This is a genomic window from Pseudomonas sp. BN415 (assembly GCF_029871195.1).
Lineage (GTDB): Bacteria > Pseudomonadota > Gammaproteobacteria > Pseudomonadales > Pseudomonadaceae > Metapseudomonas > Metapseudomonas resinovorans.
This window is the reverse complement of sequence record NZ_SSOK01000016.1, coordinates 1-16,953: the sequence shown is the minus strand read 5'-3', so window position 1 is coordinate 16,953 and position 16,953 is coordinate 1. Positions and strand designations below refer to the sequence as shown.

General features: G+C 63.9%; 15 protein-coding genes. 9 read left to right on the top strand and 6 right to left on the bottom strand.

Annotated elements, in window-relative coordinates:
* Positions 1-124: 124 nt before the first annotated feature.
* Both fadD1 and fadD2 read right to left on the bottom strand, forming a co-directional pair.
* Complete coding sequence (gene fadD1, locus E8F20_RS04725) at positions 125-1,831, bottom strand: long-chain-fatty-acid--CoA ligase FadD1 (RefSeq protein WP_280282672.1); 1,707 nt, start codon at positions 1,829-1,831, stop codon at positions 125-127.
* A 358-nt stretch (positions 1,832-2,189) separates the two neighbouring features.
* Complete coding sequence (fadD2, locus tag E8F20_RS04720; protein WP_280282671.1) at positions 2,190-3,878, bottom strand: long-chain-fatty-acid--CoA ligase FadD2; 1,689 nt, start codon at positions 3,876-3,878, stop codon at positions 2,190-2,192.
* A 185-nt stretch (positions 3,879-4,063) separates the two neighbouring features.
* Between fadD2 and E8F20_RS04715 the strand changes: the two genes are divergently transcribed.
* The 3 genes from E8F20_RS04715 to E8F20_RS04705 all read left to right on the top strand — a co-directional run bounded on the left by E8F20_RS04715 (position 4,064) and on the right by E8F20_RS04705 (position 6,292).
* The gene (locus tag E8F20_RS04715; RefSeq protein WP_280282670.1) at positions 4,064-4,801 is read left to right on the top strand and encodes a transporter substrate-binding domain-containing protein; all 738 of its coding nucleotides are present in this window, start codon (positions 4,064-4,066) and stop codon (positions 4,799-4,801) included.
* 64 nt (positions 4,802-4,865) lie between these two features.
* A complete protein-coding gene (locus E8F20_RS04710; protein ID WP_280282669.1) occupies positions 4,866-5,825 on the top strand; it encodes an alpha/beta hydrolase in 960 nt (319 codons plus the stop codon).
* A complete protein-coding gene (locus tag E8F20_RS04705; RefSeq protein ID WP_028626409.1) occupies positions 5,822-6,292 on the top strand; it encodes a MaoC family dehydratase in 471 nt (156 codons plus the stop codon). The genes E8F20_RS04710 and E8F20_RS04705 overlap by 4 nt, the downstream gene beginning before the upstream one ends.
* 112 nt (positions 6,293-6,404) lie before the next feature.
* Here the strand turns inward: E8F20_RS04705 and E8F20_RS04700 are convergent, their stop codons facing one another.
* From E8F20_RS04700 to E8F20_RS04690, 3 genes are read right to left on the bottom strand one after another with little or no spacing between them, the layout of a single operon-like run.
* Positions 6,405-7,259: an HlyD family secretion protein gene (locus E8F20_RS04700; protein WP_280282668.1), complete on the bottom strand. Its 855-nt coding sequence runs from the start codon at positions 7,257-7,259 to the stop codon at positions 6,405-6,407.
* A gap of 11 nt (positions 7,260-7,270) precedes the next feature.
* Positions 7,271-7,477 (bottom strand): DUF1656 domain-containing protein, encoded by a 207-nt coding sequence (locus E8F20_RS04695; protein WP_280282667.1) that lies wholly within the window; start codon positions 7,475-7,477, stop codon positions 7,271-7,273.
* A complete protein-coding gene (locus tag E8F20_RS04690) occupies positions 7,464-9,452 on the bottom strand; it encodes an FUSC family protein (protein ID WP_280282666.1) in 1,989 nt (662 codons plus the stop codon). Before E8F20_RS04690 ends, E8F20_RS04695 begins: the two co-directional genes overlap by 14 nt.
* Positions 9,453-9,646: 194 nt before the next feature.
* Between E8F20_RS04690 and E8F20_RS04685 the strand changes: the two genes are divergently transcribed.
* From E8F20_RS04685 to E8F20_RS04660, 6 genes are all read left to right on the top strand, one after another.
* On the top strand, positions 9,647-10,285 hold the full coding sequence (locus E8F20_RS04685; RefSeq protein ID WP_280282665.1) for a TetR/AcrR family transcriptional regulator: 639 nt from the start codon (positions 9,647-9,649) through the stop codon (positions 10,283-10,285).
* Positions 10,282-11,244 (top strand): biotin/lipoyl-binding protein, encoded by a 963-nt coding sequence (locus tag E8F20_RS04680; RefSeq protein WP_280282664.1) that lies wholly within the window; start codon positions 10,282-10,284, stop codon positions 11,242-11,244. Before E8F20_RS04685 ends, E8F20_RS04680 begins: the two co-directional genes overlap by 4 nt.
* Entirely contained in the window at positions 11,231-12,178 is a 948-nt protein-coding gene (locus tag E8F20_RS04675) for an ABC transporter ATP-binding protein (RefSeq protein ID WP_280282663.1), read from the top strand. Before E8F20_RS04680 ends, E8F20_RS04675 begins: the two co-directional genes overlap by 14 nt.
* Complete coding sequence (locus tag E8F20_RS04670) at positions 12,175-13,254, top strand: ABC transporter permease (RefSeq protein WP_280282662.1); 1,080 nt, start codon at positions 12,175-12,177, stop codon at positions 13,252-13,254. Before E8F20_RS04675 ends, E8F20_RS04670 begins: the two co-directional genes overlap by 4 nt.
* A 110-nt stretch (positions 13,255-13,364) precedes the next feature.
* Entirely contained in the window at positions 13,365-14,465 is a 1,101-nt protein-coding gene (locus E8F20_RS04665; protein ID WP_280282660.1) for a helix-turn-helix transcriptional regulator, read from the top strand.
* 213 nt (positions 14,466-14,678) lie between these two features.
* Entirely contained in the window at positions 14,679-15,779 is a 1,101-nt protein-coding gene (locus E8F20_RS04660) for a helix-turn-helix transcriptional regulator (RefSeq protein WP_280282659.1), read from the top strand.
* A 46-nt stretch (positions 15,780-15,825) separates the two neighbouring features.
* Here E8F20_RS04660 and E8F20_RS04655 read toward each other — a convergent pair.
* Positions 15,826-16,953 (bottom strand): calcium-binding protein (locus E8F20_RS04655; RefSeq protein ID WP_280282658.1); only part of this gene is annotated, 1,128 nt, incomplete at its 5' end.

Sequence of the window (16,953 nt, the reverse complement as noted above, 5' to 3'; positions counted from 1 at the left end):
TCCGCATGGGTTTCGTACCTCAACCCATCCTGCGGCTCTTTCGCGAATGATTTCGCTCTCACACTTTTTCCGGCCTGAAACGACAAGGCCCCGCGAGTGCGGGGCCTTGTCGTGCGGGGCGGGATCAGACCTTGGCCGTTTCCTGCTTCGCCTTGAGCTTCTTCAACTCTTCGTCGCGCAGCTCGCGGCGCAGGATCTTGCCGACGTTGGTGGTCGGCAGCGCGTCGCGGAACTCGATGGCGCGCGGCACCTTGTAGCCGGTGACGTTGCTGCGCATGTGCTCCATCACCTGTTCCTTGGTCAGGCTGACGCCCGGCTTGGCGACCACGAACATCTTGATCGCCTCGCCGGATTTCTCGTCCGGCACGCCGACGGCGGCGCACTGCAGCACGCCCGGCAGGGTCGCCAGCACATCTTCCAGTTCGTTGGGATACACGTTGAAGCCGGAGACCAGGATCATGTCCTTCTTGCGGTCGACGATGCGCATGTAGCCGTCGTCCTGGATCACTGCCACGTCGCCGGTCTTCAGCCAGCCTTCGGCATCGAGCATTTCATCGGTGGCTTCCTGGCGCTGCCAGTAGCCCTTCATGACCTGCGGGCCTTTCACGCACAGCTCGCCGGGCGCGCCCAGGCCAACGTCTTTGCCTTCGTCGTCCACCACCTTGCACAGGGTGGAAGGCACCGGAATGCCGATGGTGCCGATCTGGATGTTCTGGAAGGGGTTCACCGATACCACCGGGCTGGTTTCGGTCATGCCGTAACCTTCGCAGATGGCACAGCCGGTGACCTGCTTCCAGCGCTCGGCAGCGGCCAGTTGCAGGGCCATGCCGCCGGATAGGGTCAGCTTCAGTGCGGAGAAGTCCAGCTTGCGGAAGTCCTCGTTGTTGCACAGGGCGACGAACAGCGTGTTCAGGCCGACGAAACCGGTGAACTTGAACTTCGCCAGTTCCTTGGTCATCGACGGCAGGTCGCGCGGGTTGGAGATGAGGACGTTGTGGTTGCCGGTCAGCATCATCGCCATGCAATGGAAGGTGAAGGCATAGATGTGATAGAGCGGCAGCGGGGCGATGAGGATCTCGCAGCCTTCCTTCAGGTTGGCGGCCATCAGCGACTTGCACTGCAGCATGTTGGCGATCAGGTTGCGGTGGGTCAGCATCGCGCCCTTGGCCACGCCGGTGGTGCCACCGGTGTATTGCAGCACGGCGATGTCGCCACTCTGTGGGCTGGCTTCGTTGACGGCACGGCCACGCCCTTTGGCCAGGGCATCGTTCAGCTTGACCGCCTTGGGCAGGCTGAACGGCGGCACCATCTTCTTCACGTGCTTGATCACGGCATTGACCAGCAGGCGCTTGAGGACCGGCAGCAGGTCGCCGACTTCGGTGACGATGACGTGTTTCACGCCGGTCTTGGGCAGCACGTCTTCAGCCAGGTGGGCCATGTTGGCCAGGCACACCAGAGCCTTGGCGCCGGAATCGTTGAACTGGTGCTCCATTTCCCGCGCGGTGTAGAGCGGGTTGGTGTTGACCACGATCAGGCCGGCACGCATGGCGCCGAAGACGACTACCGGGTACTGCAGGATGTTCGGCAGTTGCACGGCGATGCGGTCGCCAGGCTTGAGGTCGGTGTGGTTCTGCAGGTAGGCGGCGAAGGCGCCGGAGAGTTCGTAGAGCTCACCGTAGGTGAGGGTCTTGCCCAGGTTGCTGAATGCGGGCTTGTCGGCAAAGCGTTGGCAGGACTCCCTCAATACCGCCTGGACGTTGGGGTATTGGTCGGCGTTGATCTCGGCAGGAACGCCCGCTGGATATTTGTCCTTCCAGAAGTTTTCGGTCATGGAGGCCCACTCCTAAGCAACAGCTGATTTCACTGCCCTCAGAGGAGCAGTTGTTTGTTGTGTTCTGTGCGATTGTGCGCCCGTCCGGGCAAAAAAACGCGCCGAGATTAACAGCTTTACCAAGGGCCCACCAGCACCAAACCAGCCCCAGCCAGTCATGAAAGTGACCAAAACAGTGCAATTCAGTCACCTTTCGAGTCCAGACTCTAATTCACCGACAAACGGCGTATTTCGGGGCTTTCACGGGTTCTGGGAAGCGTGATGAGCGAATCGGACAAGGCGTCCGGGCCGGAAGGCGGGTCACACACGGGTGGGGAAGAGCGAGGGCAGGACGGAGGACCCGCCCTGCCCTTTTCGGTCAGGCGATGTCGCGCAGCTCGCGACGCAGGATCTTGCCTACCGGGGTCATCGGCAGGGCGTCCTTGAGCACGATGTGCTTGGGCACTTTGTAGCCGGTGAAGTTTTCCTTGCAGTAGGCCTTCAGCTCCTCGACGCTGACGCCGCCATCGCGCGGCACCACGAAGAGTTTCACCGCCTCGCCGGACTTGTCGTCAGGCACGCCGATGGCCGCGCAGCTTGCCACCTTCGGGTGGGCCATGACTACGTCCTCGATCTCGTTCGGATAGACGTTGAAACCGGAGACGATGATCAGGTCCTTCTTGCGGTCGACGATGCGCACATAGCCATCCGGGTCGATCACGGCGATGTCGCCGGTCTTCAGCCAACCCTCGGCATCCAGCACTTCGGCCGTCGCCTCGGGACGCTGCCAGTAGCCCTTCATCACCTGCGGCCCCTTGATGCACAGCTCGCCGCGCTCACCGAGGGGCAGTTCGTTGCCCGCATCGTCGACGGTCTTGAACGCAGTGCCCGGCACCGGGATACCCACGGTCCCCAGTCGTGCCTGGCTGCCATAGGGGTTGGTGCTGGCCACAGGCGAGGTCTCGGTCAGGCCGTAGCCTTCCACCACCGAGCAGCCGGTCATCGCCTGCCAGCGTTCGGCAGTGGCCTTGACCAGCGCAGTGCCGCCGGAGTTGGTGACCTTGAGGTTGGAGAAGTCGAGGTTCTTGAATTCGGGATGGTCCATCAGCGCCACGAACAGGGTGTTCAGGCCCAGCAGCGCGGAGAAGCGCCACTTCTTCAGCTCCTTGATGAAGCCGCCGATGTCGCGCGGGTTGGTGATGAGGATGTTGTGGTTGCCATTGACCATCATGCACATGCAGTTCGCGGTGAAGGCATAGATGTGGTACAGCGGCAGCGGCGCAATCATGATCTCCTGGCCCTGCTTCATCAGTGGCGCACCATCCGGGCCGAGCTGCGACAGGCAGGCGTCCACTTGCTGCATGTTGGCCACCAGGTTGCCGTGGGTCAGCATCGCGCCCTTGGCCACACCAGTGGTACCGCCGGTGTACTGCAGCACGGCAATATCTTCCAGCCCCACCCGCACCGGTTTCAGCGCATGGCCCTGGCCCTGCTTCAGCGCCTCCTTGAAGGACACCGCCTGCGGCAGGTGGTAATCGGGGACCATTTTCTTCAGCTTCTTGACCACGGTGTTGACCAGCCAGCCCTTGAGGCTCGGCAGCAGGTCACCCATGCGGGCTTCGATCAGGTATTCGATCTCGGTATCGGGCAGCACCTCTTCGACCAGCTTGCCGAACAGGTTGATGTAGACCAGCGCGCGCACCCCGGCGTCCTTGAACTGATGACGCATCTCGCGGGCGGTGTAGAGCGGGTTGGTGTTGACCACGATGAGCCCGGCGCGCAGCGCACCGAACACGGCGATGGGGTACTGCAGGACGTTGGGCATCTGCACGGCGATACGGTCGCCGGGCGCAAGGTCGGTGTTCTTCTGCAAGTAGGCGGCGAAGGCGGCGGACAGGCGATCCAGCTCGGCATAGGTCAGGGTCACGCCCAGGTTGCTGAAGGCGGGGCGGTCGGCGAATTTCTTGCAGGATCGCTCGAACACCTCGATCACTGACTTGTAGGCGGCCAGATCAATTTGGTTGGGCACGCCGGCCGGGCGTTTGTCGCTCCAGAAATCAGGTTGCATTGTTCTTGTCCTCTTAGCCCTGAAATAGTCTGGCCCGCGCTGCGGGGCTGCCCGGAACTTAGCAGCTCCAAGGCAACGCGCAAATATGCGACCGGGCGTCATTGACCACGTGAATCTTGCCGATAGTCCAGTTAGATTCGCCTGGCATCAGAACAAGAACATGACATCCGGATTACTTATCACCCATGCGTTTCCCTCTGGCCCTCCGGGCGCTGCTGTGCTGCCTGTTCCTCAGCTGCGGCGTTCGGGCCGACCTCCGTCTGGCCACACTGGAATACCCGCCCTACTGCTCGCAGTACCTGCCCAAAGGCGGCAGCATCGTCGAGCTCACCACCCGCGCCTTCGCATCCCAGGGCTACAAGGTCAAGGTGGACTTCCTGCCCTGGGCCCGTGTTCGCGCCGCCCTGCACAGCGGCCACTACCAGGGCGCCCTGGCCCTCTGGCCACGGGAAGTGGTCGAGGAAAACCTGCGTGCCTCGCGGCCGCTGTTCTATAGCGAACTGGGATTCTTCGTGCGCAAGGACTCGCCGGTCCGGTTCAAGGACCTCGCCGAACTCAAGGGACGCAAGGTGGGCGTAGTCCGGGGCTACGGCTACCCGGCCAGCGTGCTGCATTCGGGATTCAGCGCCGAGGAAGCGGTGGACGATATCTCCAACCTGCGCAAGCTGGAGGCACGGCGTTTTGATCTGGTGCTGCTGGAACGAGTGGTGGGCCAGTATCTGATCGCCACGGACGCGCACCTGCGCGGCAAACTCCAATGGCAGTCCCCCGCCCTGGAACGCATCCCCCTGTTGGCGGGATTCACCGCACCGCAGCCCGGGCAGCCGGACTGGGCGCATGTGTACGAGCGCGGGCTCAAGACCCTGCTGGCCAGTGGCGAGTACATGCGCATACTTGAACGCCAGAATATCCCTCCCCGCTGAGCAGGCTTTGCGCCACCAGCGCACCCGTGCACAATGCGTCGATTACCCGGCAAAAGGATCGGCCATGCGCCACGATGCCTTCTGGCTCGACGCCAGCGATGCAGTGCCCCTGTACGTCAATCACTGGTCCGGCGAGGCACCGCCCCGGGCGGTGGTCATGTTGTCCCACGGCATGGCCGAGCACAGCGGCCGCTATGCCCGCCTGGGCGAGGCCCTGGTGGCCGCCGGGTTCGAACTCTATGCCCTCGACCAGCGCGGACACGGGCGCACCGCCGAGCATGGCGTCCTCGGCCAGTACGCCGCGGATGACGGCTGGAGCAAGGTCATCAGCGATCTCGCCAGCCTTAACCACCATATCCGCCAACAACATCCGCAAACGCCCATCCTCCTGCTGGGCCACAGCATGGGCAGCTACATCGGCCAGGCCTACCTGATGCAGCACAGTTGCAGCCTGCAGGGCGCCATCCTCTCCGGCTCCAACTACCAGCCAGTGACGCTGTACAGGGTGGCCAGACTGGTGGCGCGGTTCGAGCGCTGGCGCCAGGGCAAGGAGGGCCGTAGCCCGCTGATCGAGTTCCTCTCCTTCGGCTCCTTCAACAAGTCCTTCAAACCCAACCGCACGGCCTTCGACTGGCTCAGCCGCGACCCGCAGGAAGTGGACAAGTACGTCAACGATCCGCTCTGCGGCTTCCGCTGCACCAACCAGTTGTGGCTCGACCTGCTCGGCGGGCTTCAGAACATCACCCCGCCAAAGCACCTGGCGCAGATCGACCCCGACCTGCCGCTGCTGGTGATAGGCGGTGAACGCGACCCGGTCAGCGAAGGCCGGCGCCTGCAGGATCTGGCCGCGGCCCTGCGCCGGGCTGGCCTCAGGAACGTGCAGCTGAACATTTACCCAGGCGCCCGCCACGAACTGCTCAACGAGAGCAACCGCGACGAGGTGACCCGCGACTTGATCGACTGGCTGGAGCAGACCCTTGCCCACAGTCGACCCAACCAAACGCAAGCCAAGGAGACCGCATGAGCCAGGTAACCAACTTCACCTACGACGCCCTGGAAGTCGGCCAGAAAGCCACCTTCTCCACCACCGTCGAAGAGCGCCACATCCAGCTGTTCGCCGCAGTCTCCGGCGACCGCAACCCGGTGCATCTGGACGCCGAGTACGCTGCCGGCACGATGTTCAAGGAGCGCATTGCCCACGGCATGTTCACCGGCGCCCTGATCAGCGCCGCCATCGCCTGTGAAATGCCTGGCCCGGGCAGTATCTACCTTGGCCAACAGCTCAAGTTCACCCGCCCGGTGAAGCTGGGCGACAGCCTGACCGTGGAGCTGGAGATCCTCGAGAAACTGCCGAAGAACCGCGTGCGCATCGCCACCCGCGTGTTCAACCAGAACGCCGAGCAGGTGGTCGATGGCGAAGCCGAAGTGCTGGCGCCCAAACAGCAGCTGTCGGTGGAACTGCCAGAGCTGCCGCCGATCACCATCGGTTGAGGTTTCGCTGGAGACGAAGAAGCCCGGACTAGATCCGGGCTTCTTTTTGTTGGCGCTGAAGTGCCGCACCTGTGGGGGCGAATTCATTGGCCAAGCAGGCCAAAGGGATGCCCTACTCTTCCACCGTCACACTGGCCGTCATCCCGGCGCTCAGGATCACGTCCTCCGGCACCTTGTCCAGCTTGATCCGCACAGGAATACGCTGGGCCAGGCGCACCCAGTTGAAGGTCGGTTCGACATTGGCCAGCAGTTGGGTATCCGGAATCGCATTGCGGTCGGTGATGCCACGGCTGATGCTTTCCACCTTGCCAGCGAGCGGTTCGTCGGCGCTCATCAGCCAGACCTTCACCGGTGCGCCGACCTTGATGCGCGGCAGCTTGGTTTCCTCGAAGTAGGCCTGGACATAGAACGAGCCGTCGTCCACCAGCGCCATGACCGGCTGACCGGCACTCACGTAGTTGCCCTGGGCGAGGCGCAAGTTGGTCACCTGCCCGTTGCGCGGCGCGTGCAGTTCGCTGCGGGCGAGGTTCAGTTCAGCCACCTTGAGTTCAGCCTGGGCCTCGCGGAATTCGGCACGGGCGACCTCCGCCGTGATCAGGGCGTTCTCGCGCAGCTCCGCGCTGATGGCCTGGGGGCCGAGGTGCTGGCGGCGGGACGCCTCGTGCTCGCGAAGGCGCAACTGGTGTTGACGCGTATCGGCCACGGCGCGGGCCTTTTCCATCGCCGCCACATAGCGCTCGCGGTCAACGGAAAGCAGCAAGTCACCCGCCTTCACCTGCTGGTTGTCCTGGACCTTGAGGTCCATCACCCAGCCGGACACATCCGGTGATATCACCACCACATCGGCGCGGACACGCGCGTCCCGGGTCCAGGGTGCAAGCATGTAGTGCTGCCAGAGGCCATAGCCGGCCACCAGGGCCACCACGACCAGGGAAAGAGTTACCAGCACACGCAGCATGGAACGCATCATTTTCTCCTCTACCAGTGCCCGGTCAGCGCAACCAGCGTGGCCAGCACACAAACATACAGGGCACAATCGAACAGCGCTTCGTGCCAGATCCAGCGCGCCAACCCGACTCGCGCCAGGCCGATGCGCAGCACGCCGGTCACCAGCAGCGCCAGCAACGCATAAAGCAGAAAGGGGCTGAGCAGCACGCCGCCCAGGGACCATTCACGCAAGCCCATGGCTCGCCTCCTGTTGTTCACACCATTGCCGCCAGCTCTGCTGCAACTGCAGCAATGCAGCCTGGGCCAGGCGACGGTCGATGCTCCGCCCCGCGCCGCGCAAAGCCTCCAACAATTCCCTGGCGGGTTCATCGAGGAGCTGGGCGCGACCGGGTGCCGGACCTTGCTGCAGGATGCGCTCGAGCTGGCGCAGGAAGCGGTTCTCCGACTCCCCGAGCGGCCTGTCGGCAGCTGCCAGGCAACGCCGCAGATGCAGCAGTTCGTCGCCCAGGTCCAGGCTGGCAATACCGTCGTCCCAGCGACTACGGCTCTGCTCCGGCAGCACCGGGTAGAGTCGTGCCAGTTGCAGCAGGCGGTCGGCCATGCGCCCACCGAACCAGTTCTCCGCACCGGCCAGCCGCACGCCGGTCAGGCGCGCCAGATCGGCGAGCGACGCCTTGAGCAGGCGCCGGCCATGCCACATGGGATTGCGCAGCGGAATCAGGCGGAACGCGACCACCGCGAAGCCCACCCCCAGCAACATGGAAACCGCCTCGTTGAAGAACAGCCCGACGTCGAAGCGCATGAGGTTCTGCGGCGCGCAGAGCACGATGAAATGCAGGCAGAAGGACGTAGCCGTAGCGCCCAGGGCTGGTTTGGCCATACCCAGCGCACCGAAGAACAGCGGAACGCCCAGTGCCATGCAGAGCATCGGAAAGCCGCTGAGCTGGGGCAGGAGTACCTGGCCAACGACAAAGGCCACCGGCAGCGCATAAAGGATCCCGCGCAAGAAAAGCATACCTATCTGCTCGGCGTTCTCGCGGCTGGCGAACAGGCCGCAGATCACGCAGGTCAGGGTCAACGCCCCGACCGCCGAGGTCCAGGCGGTGGCCAGCCAGAACGCCGACAGACCGAGGAAAGCCAGGCCACTGCGCAGCCCGTAGATGGTGGCGGTCTGGATATCACGATGGGTGGACAATGGCGGCGGCGCGTCCGCCGGTGCGTCACCCCGCTCCACCGCGTGCATGGCAGCCACCGCCTCGGCGGCCTGGCGCATCACCACCGCCATGCGCCCCAGGCAGTATTGCTGGACAGTGGAAAATGACTCGTCCTCCGATAGGTACAGCAGGCGTTGGCGAACTTCATCCAGCCGCGCCACATCCGGCTCGACCAGGGCCAGCTCCACTTCTTCCAGCCAAGGCCGCAAGCCTTCCGCTTCGCCTTCACTCAGTTGCCGCCACTGGCGCGCGACACCACGGGCCAGGCGCAACAGGCTGAGCAGGTCACGGCTGAGCACCTGCAGGGCCGCCGCGCGCTGGCGACCGCGGTGGCCCTCGAACCAGGCGTGCTCGCGTTGGGCGTCGACAGCCACGATGCGCCCCAACACACCGAGCAGGCCCTGGCGCTCCTGACGCTCGCCCTTCAGGGCAGAAATCGCCGCCTGGATGCCGCACTGCCAGGCATCCCGCGCCTGGCGGGCCAACTGGCGCTCGACTCGCTGCGGCCATAGCAATGCACTGGTGGCCGTGGCGCAGATGATCCCAAGGCAGATCTCCGTCGAGCGCGCCACCGCCTGGTCGAACACCGTCAGCGGATGAGCGATGGCGGGCAGACCGATGATGGCGACCGTGTAGCCGGCCAGCACGAAAGAATAGGACCAGGCGCTGCGCATCATGGTCGAGGCGGCGGTGCAGATACCCAGCCAGGTAGCCAGTGCCAGCAGGAACAACCAGGGCGTCTGGGCGAACAGACCGACAATCGTGACCGACATCACGGTGCCTACCAGGGTGCCGAGCAATCGCGCCAGGCCCTTCTGCACCACCATGCCCGACAACGGCTGGGCGACGATGAAGGCGGTCATCAACGCCCACTGCGGCTGCTGCAGGTCGAAGCGGAATGCGCACCAGAGCGCAATGGCGCCGCCCAGCAGTGTCTTGATCGCGAATTGCAGCGCCGGGATATCAGGCGCCAGGAACGCACGCAGGGTATCGCGCACAGGCAAAGTCCAAAGGTGGTTCAGATAGGGAATGAAGATAGCCCGTCGGAATCGATGAGCCATATGCAAGGCTTATTATTAGCTTGCTATCTGTATGTCGTCCAGAGCCGCCTGTGCATTCGTCGGCTTCTCGTTGTTAATTAATTAAATGAATATTTAAATAAAGCATCTTCACTTGTCCGGAGATGGTTACCGTGACCCGCCCCCGCTCCCCCGGTCGCCCCACAGGCGATTCCCAGTTCCAGCGCGAACGTCTGCTGAACGCTGCCACCGACGCCTTCGCCCATATCGGCATCCACGCGGCCAGCCTGCGTGGCATCGCCCAGCAGGCTGGGGTGACGCCTGCCCTGGTCAACTACTACTTCGGCAACAAGGAACGCCTGGTGGATGCCGTGGTGGAAGAACGCCTGCTGCCCCTGTTCCAGGACATGGCCGAGCGCCTGCAGCAGGTTGGCGATGATCCACTGGAACTGGTCGGTTCTTTCGTTCGCGGCATGAGCGCCAACCTCAGCAAGAACCCCTGGCTGCCGCCGCTCTGGGTACGCGAGATACTCTGCGAAGGCGGCGCTCTGCGCGAAATGCTCACGTCCCGTTTCGCCCCCATGGTGCCCATGCTGCTGGCCGAACGCTTCGCCAAGGCCCAGGCGGGCGGCCGCCTCAACCCCGATATCGACCCCCGGCTGCTGGTGGTCTCGCTGGTCGGCCTGGTGATGCTGCCCTACGCCGCCGGACAGATCTGGCGCGGCATTTTCGCCAGCCCGGAGCTGGGCGACGAAGCCATGGTGAAGCACATCCTTGCCCTGCTCGAACGTGGTCTGGAGGTGAAGCCATGAAATGCTTGCTTCCTTGCCTGATGGCCGTCGTGTTGCTCAGCGGCTGCGAAGACACCGCCCGGGAACCCTTGCTCGGCACCCTGGAATGGGACCGCATCGGCCTGCCTGCCGAAGCCTCGGAAACCATCCTCGCCTGGCGCGTGGCCGAAGGTGACCGGGTGCAGGAAGGCCAACTGCTGCTGGAGCTCGACCCACGCCGACTCGACGCCCGCCTCAAGGAAGCCGAAGGCGATGTTGGCCAGGCAAAGGCGCGACTGGACGAACTCGCCAATGGTGCGCGCAGCGAAACCATGGACGCCGCCCGCGCCACCCTCACCCGCAACCGCGCGGAGCTGACCGATGCCGAGCGCAACTTCCAACGCATCTCGGCCCTTTACCAACGCCGCCAGGTGGCCATCGCCGAACTGGACCGCGCGCGCGCCGCGCGCGACCAGGCCCTCGCCGCGGTGAACAACGCCGATGCCCAGCTGCGCGAACTCACCAACGGCACCCGCCCGGAACAGATCGAGCAGGCCACCGCCCTGCTCCAGGCCGCCCAGGGCCGCCTGGCGCAGCAGCAGGTCACCCGCGAACACCTCAGCCTGCGTGCACCCCGTGCCGGCCGGGTGGACGCCCTGCCCTTCAAACCCGGTGACCAGCCCCCCGTGAACGCCGAGCTGGTCAGCCTGCTGGTGGGCGACTCGCCCTATGCCCGGGTCTACGTGCCGGCCTCGGTGCGCCCACAGATCGCCATCGGCGATGCGCTCAAGGTGAAGGTGGAAGGCGTGGCCGAACCCTTCGACGCCACTGTGCGCAGTATCGCCAGCGAGTCCAGCTTCACCCCTTACTTCGCGCTGACCGGCGAGGATGCCAGCCGCCTGGTCTATCGCGCTGAACTGGTATTGCAGGGCGAGGCGGCACGCAAGCTTCCCGCGGGCCTGCCGGTGCAGGCAGAGCGAGTCAGCCATGAACAACCATGAAGCGGTGATCCGCGCCAGAGGCCTGACCAAGCGCTTCGGTCAGCTCACGGCCGTCGACGGACTGAACCTGCACGTCAACCGCGCCGAAGTGTTCGGTTTTCTCGGCCCCAATGGCTGCGGCAAGTCCACCACCATCCGCATGCTCTGCGGCCTGCTGCTGCCCAGCGCCGGCGAGATCGAAGTGCTCGGCTGCCGCATCCCCCAGGACGCCGAAGAACTGAAGCGGCGCATCGGCTACATGACCCAGAAATTCTCCCTCTACGAAGACCTGACGGTGGGCGAGAACCTGGAGTTCCTCGCCACCGTCCAGGGACTGGACCGCCGCGAAGCGCGCCAGCGCATCGACGAGCTGCTGGAACGCTATTGGCTGGCGGACCGCCGCAAGCAACTCGCCGGGACCCTGAGCGGCGGCCAGAAGCAACGCCTGGCCCTGGCCGGCGCCGTCCTGCACAAACCCGACCTGCTGCTGCTCGACGAGCCCACCAGCGCGGTAGACCCACAATCGCGCCGGGAATTCTGGGATTCGCTGTTCGAGCTGGCCGAAGCCGGCACCACCCTGTTGGTCTCCACCCATTACATGGACGAAGCCGAGCGCTGCACCCGCCTGGGCATTCTCGACGCCGGGCGTCTGGTGGCCGACGGCAGCCCGGCAGAACTGATGGCCGCCCTGCCGGGCCGGCCGATGCTGGTGGAATGCGCCCAGCCACGCCAGGCCCAGCGTTGCCTGCAAGGTGCCGAAGAGGTCATCGCCATGGCGCAGATCGGCGCCTCACTGCGGGTGCTCAGTGCCGTGGAAGATGCCCAGGAGCGCATCGCCCAACATCTCGCTGGCGCAGGCATCGAAGCCGAGGTGACCCCCACCGAAGCCAACCTCGAAGACGTCTTCGTCGCTGTCACCCACCGCCCGCTGGAGCGAGCCGGAGCGCCGTCATGAACCTGCGTCGCCTGGCAGCCATCGTTCTCAAGGAACTGCGCCAGTTGCGCCGCGACCGCCTGACCTTCGCCATGATCGTCGGCATTCCCATCATGCAACTGGTGCTCTTCGGCTACGCCATCAACATGGACGTGCGTGGCCTGCACGCGGCCGTGCTGGACCAGGCCGACACCGCCCGCTCCCGCGAAGTGGTGGCCGAACTCGGCGCCAGCCAGGTGCTGGACTTCCGCTACCAGCTCAGCAGTCCGCAACAGCTGGACGAGTTGCTGCGCGATGGCAGCATCAGCGCCGCCCTGGTGGTCCCGCCCGATTTTGACGCCCGCCTGCAACGCAAGGACCGCCCGCCACTGCAACTGGTGGTGGATGGCTCCGACCAGGTGGTGCAGGCCTCCGCGCGACAACTCGCCGCCTACCCGCTGCCCGGCTGGCCCAGCCTCACGGGCGTGCAAGTGGTGAACTTCTACAACCCCGAACGCCTGGCGCCGCTGAACACCGTGCCTGGGCTGATCGGCGTGATCCTCACCATGACCATGGTGCTGTTCACCGCCATCGCCCTGGTGCGCGAACGGGAACGCGGCAACATGGAACTGCTGATCACCACGCCGCTGTCACCCTGGGAGCTGACCCTGGGCAAGGTGCTGCCCTTCGTCGGCATCGGCCTGGTGCAAGTGACGGTGATCCTGCTGGTGGGGCTGTGGCTGTTCGACGTGCCGGTACGCGGTTCGCTGCTGGAGCTTTACGGCGCCTCGCTGGTGTTCATCTTCGCCAGCCTGACCCTGGGGGTGTTCATTTCCACCCTGGCGCAGAGCCAGTTCCAGGCCATGCAAATGGCCTTCTTCACCTTCCTGCCGCAGATCCTGCTGTCCGGTTTCATGTTCCCCTTCGCCGGCATGCCGAAGGCGGCGCAGTGGATCGCCGAAATCCTGCCGCTCACCCACTTCCTGCGCCTGACCCGCGGCATCATGCTGCGCGGCGCGGGCCTGGCCGACCTCTGGCTGGAATTGGCGGTGCTGCTGGTGTTCACCCTGATAATGCTCACCGTTGCGGTGATGCGGGTGCACAAGCGGCTGGACTGAACGGTTCATTCGGCAGACCGCTGGCTTTGCAGGTTGCAGGCGTGTGGACAAACTAAGGCAGAACGCCAGTACCCACGCCTGACGCACGACCCGAAACAGGGAGGTTCAGCATGCCCCGTCTGGATGAACAGCGGCTCTACGACGAGCTGGTCAGCCTTTGCTACGAGTGCGTGCTGGATGAGGCCAAGTGGCCTGAGTTGGTCCAGCGTATGATGCAGGCATCAGGGCGCCAGCAAGGGGGTCTGATGTGCAGCATCGAGCGGGACGACTTCGTCCAGGTTTCTGAAGTCAATTTTTTCAATCTCGAAGCAGTCGACCCCTACAACCAGCATTTTTGCCACCTGGACCCCGGGCACCTGTTCATGCCTCAGCGAGCCGTCGGCAGCTGGTATCACGACTTCATCGACTACGGCCTGGACGCCATCAAACGCCACGCTTACTACCAGGACTTTCACCGCATTTACGGTCTGGGCCGGATTTCCACCATCAAGCTCTACGAAACCCCAACCTCGAATGCCTATCTGTCGGTTTTGACCAATTGGGACGCCCAGATACCCTCCACAGAGCAACAGAACCTTCTCAATCGTCTTTCCGTGCACCTCATTGCGGCAGGGCGGGTTGCTGTGCGCCTGCAACGTCTGGAACAGGAAATCGCCAAACGTGACCTGCTGCTCGACAACCACCATGCTCCCGTCTGGCTCCTCGACGGCGACGGGCACGTGCTCCATTGCAACCAAGCCGCCATGCGATGCCTTTGCCAAGCGAGCAGTCCCCTCCGTGAGCACTTTTCCCGATTGCAAAGCAAGCACCAGGACGCCAGCCTCAAGGAGCTGATCCGTCGCGCGGCTGGAAAAGGTGGACGGCGCCAAGCAGGTTGGCTGCGCCTCTTGCCGCAACTCCAACAGGAGTTGCTAGTCACCCCGGTACCGGCAGACGCGAGTGTCAACCGATGCCTGCAGAGGCCATTGGTGATGCTGGTCCTACTGGAGAATCAGCCTTGCATCGGCCTGCTGGCCGATCTGTTCCAGCTCAGCCCGGCCGAGCAACGGCTGGCGGAACTCCTGGCTCAGCAACTCAGCCCGGAAAGCTGTGCCACGAGCCTTGGGGTTTCCATCAATACCGTACGCACCCAACTACGCGCCCTCTTCCGCAAGACTGGCACTAGTCGCCAGGCCGAACTGGCCAGCCTGATCGGCCGACTGAGCAAATGACTGATCCTTTTCAGGGGCTCTCCAGACGAGGTTTGCCCAATCACGCTGAAACCCCGGCAACGAGACCAAGGCGAAATCAGCGCTGAGCAGGGTCAGTGCATACCGTTCATTCCCCAGACCATCGGTGTTGCAGGCCTCGTCACCCCAGCCAATATATAACCAGAGTGCCAGCATCCACCAAGATCACGGCGACCTGAAACAGGGAGGTCCAGCATGCCTCGCGAGGACGAGCAGAAGCTGTACGACGAGTTGGTCAGCCTATGCTACGAATGCGTGCTCGACGAGAGCCGATGGCCAGAGCTGCTGAGACGCCTCCTGCAAGCATCAGGTCGTCAGCAAGGCGGTCTGCTGCGCCAGTACAAGGACTCGAACTTCGCCAACATTTCAGACGTCAATGCCTTCGACAACGCCGTGATCACGCCGTACAACCAGTACTACTACCGCCTGGACCCTGGGCATTTGTTCGTGCCCATGCGCCCCGTCGGCAACTGGTATCACGACTTCATCGACTTCGGCCTGGGGTCCATCAAGCACAGTCCTTACTATCAGGAATTCCACCGCTCCGTGGGCCTTGGGTTCATCTCGTCCATCAAGCTTTACGAAACGGCCACCTCGAAAGCCTACCTGTCGTTACTGACCAATTGGGATACCGGGCTACCTCCTGCGCAAAGCGGCCGACTGCTCCTGCGCCTCACCACCCACCTCATCACTGCAGGTCAACTTTCCGAACGCATCCAGCACCTGCAACTCGACCTCGCCAAGCGCGATCTGCTGCTGGACAACCATCCCGCCCCCCTCTGGTTGCTGGACAGCGAGGGACGGGTGCTCTATTGCAACCACGCAGCCATGCAGCGCATGTGCCTGAACAGTTTCTGCCTCTTCGAGCGCTACAGCCGTCTGCGCAGCAAGCATCAGGACACCAGCCTGCAGGCGCTGATTCGCCGTGCCGCCGGCAAGGACGGCAAGCGTCGCTCAGGCTGGATGCGGCTCAACTCCACGCCGCCGCAGGAGTTGCTGGCGACGCCTGTGGCAGCGGACGCCCACTTCAACATCAGCCTGCAGCAACCCGTGGTGACCTTGATACTGCTGGAGCAGCGGCCGCAGGTAGGTCTGCTGGGAGATCTTTTCCTTTTCACCCCAGCGGAAGTTCGCCTGGCCGAACTCCTGGCCCAGCAACTCAGCCCGGATGATTGTGCAAAGGCCCTTGGGGTTTCCATCAATACCGTACGCACTCAACTGCGCTCTCTCTTCCGCAAGACCGGCACCAGTCGCCAGGCAGAACTGGCCAGCCTGATCGGCCGGCTGAGCCAATGACCCATCCACTTCAGGGGTCGGCGATGCGACCCCTGAAGTCCAGCCGCTAGACCAGGAGCTGAAGGTCGCCTGCCGCCAGGCTCGACACTCCGGCCAGCGTCACCACCGCCACCGCATTGCCGTTGGCCGTTCCATCGGCGTCGTAGTAGAGCGTCTGGTTGCTCTGGTTGAACACCAGAAGCGCCCCGTCCTGCTCGTTCTGCCCATTGTTGACGTTGGCCAGTACATCGGCGACGGCTTGGCCACCCACATCGAATGCCACTCCATTCAAGCCGAGATGATCGATACCCTGAGTGAAGTCGTAGACCGTGTTGCTGGCAGTCGTCGACGCGTCGGAGAAGCGGAAGATATCGCTGCCGCCGCCACCGAACAGCTGGTTGACGCCACTCCCACCGTCCAGGGTGTCGTTGCCATCCTCACCATAGAGGATGTCATCACCGTCCTCGCCCTCCAGCAGGTCGTCGCCCATCCCGCCGTAGAGCCGGTCGTTGTCCGTCCCGCCCGCCAGGCTGTCATGGCCGCCATAGCCATAGAGGAACTGATCGCCGGCGCCGGTGCTGATGCTGTCGTCGGCCGCATCGCCGCCGATGTAGTAGCCGGCCAGCTCGCGCAGTTGCTGGCGGTTCCACACCGTGCCATCGCTGAAGAGCACCTCCTGCACGCCGTACTGGTTCGGGTTGTCGCTGGCCTGCCAGCTTGCCAACTGGTTCGACAGGTACAGGGTCTTGCCATTGACGAAGCTCAGGGTCACACCGTTGCCATCGCCGCTCACCGTGACGCTGGCCGGGGTGATGCCCGCCGCCAGCTCCAGGCGGTTGAAGTCGCCGGCCTGGCTGGTATTGACGTAGTCACTTAGCGACAGGTTGCCGCTGCCGTCGTAGCGGTAGGTGTCGCTCCCGGATTCACCGCTGAGCGAAACACTGGCATCGCTGGCCAGCCCCACGGCGATCAGCAGGTCATCGCCATTGCCGCCGAAGGCATAACTACTGCTACCAGCGCCGTTGCCCAGGGTCAGGCTGTCGTTGCCCTCTCCGCCGATCAACTGGTTGTAACCGCTGCCGCCGTCCAGGCTGTCGTTGCCGTCCTCACCGTAGAGGATGTCATCACCGTCCTCGCCCTCCAGCAGGTCGTCGCCCATCCCACCGTAGAGCCGGTCGTTGTCCGTCCCGCCCGC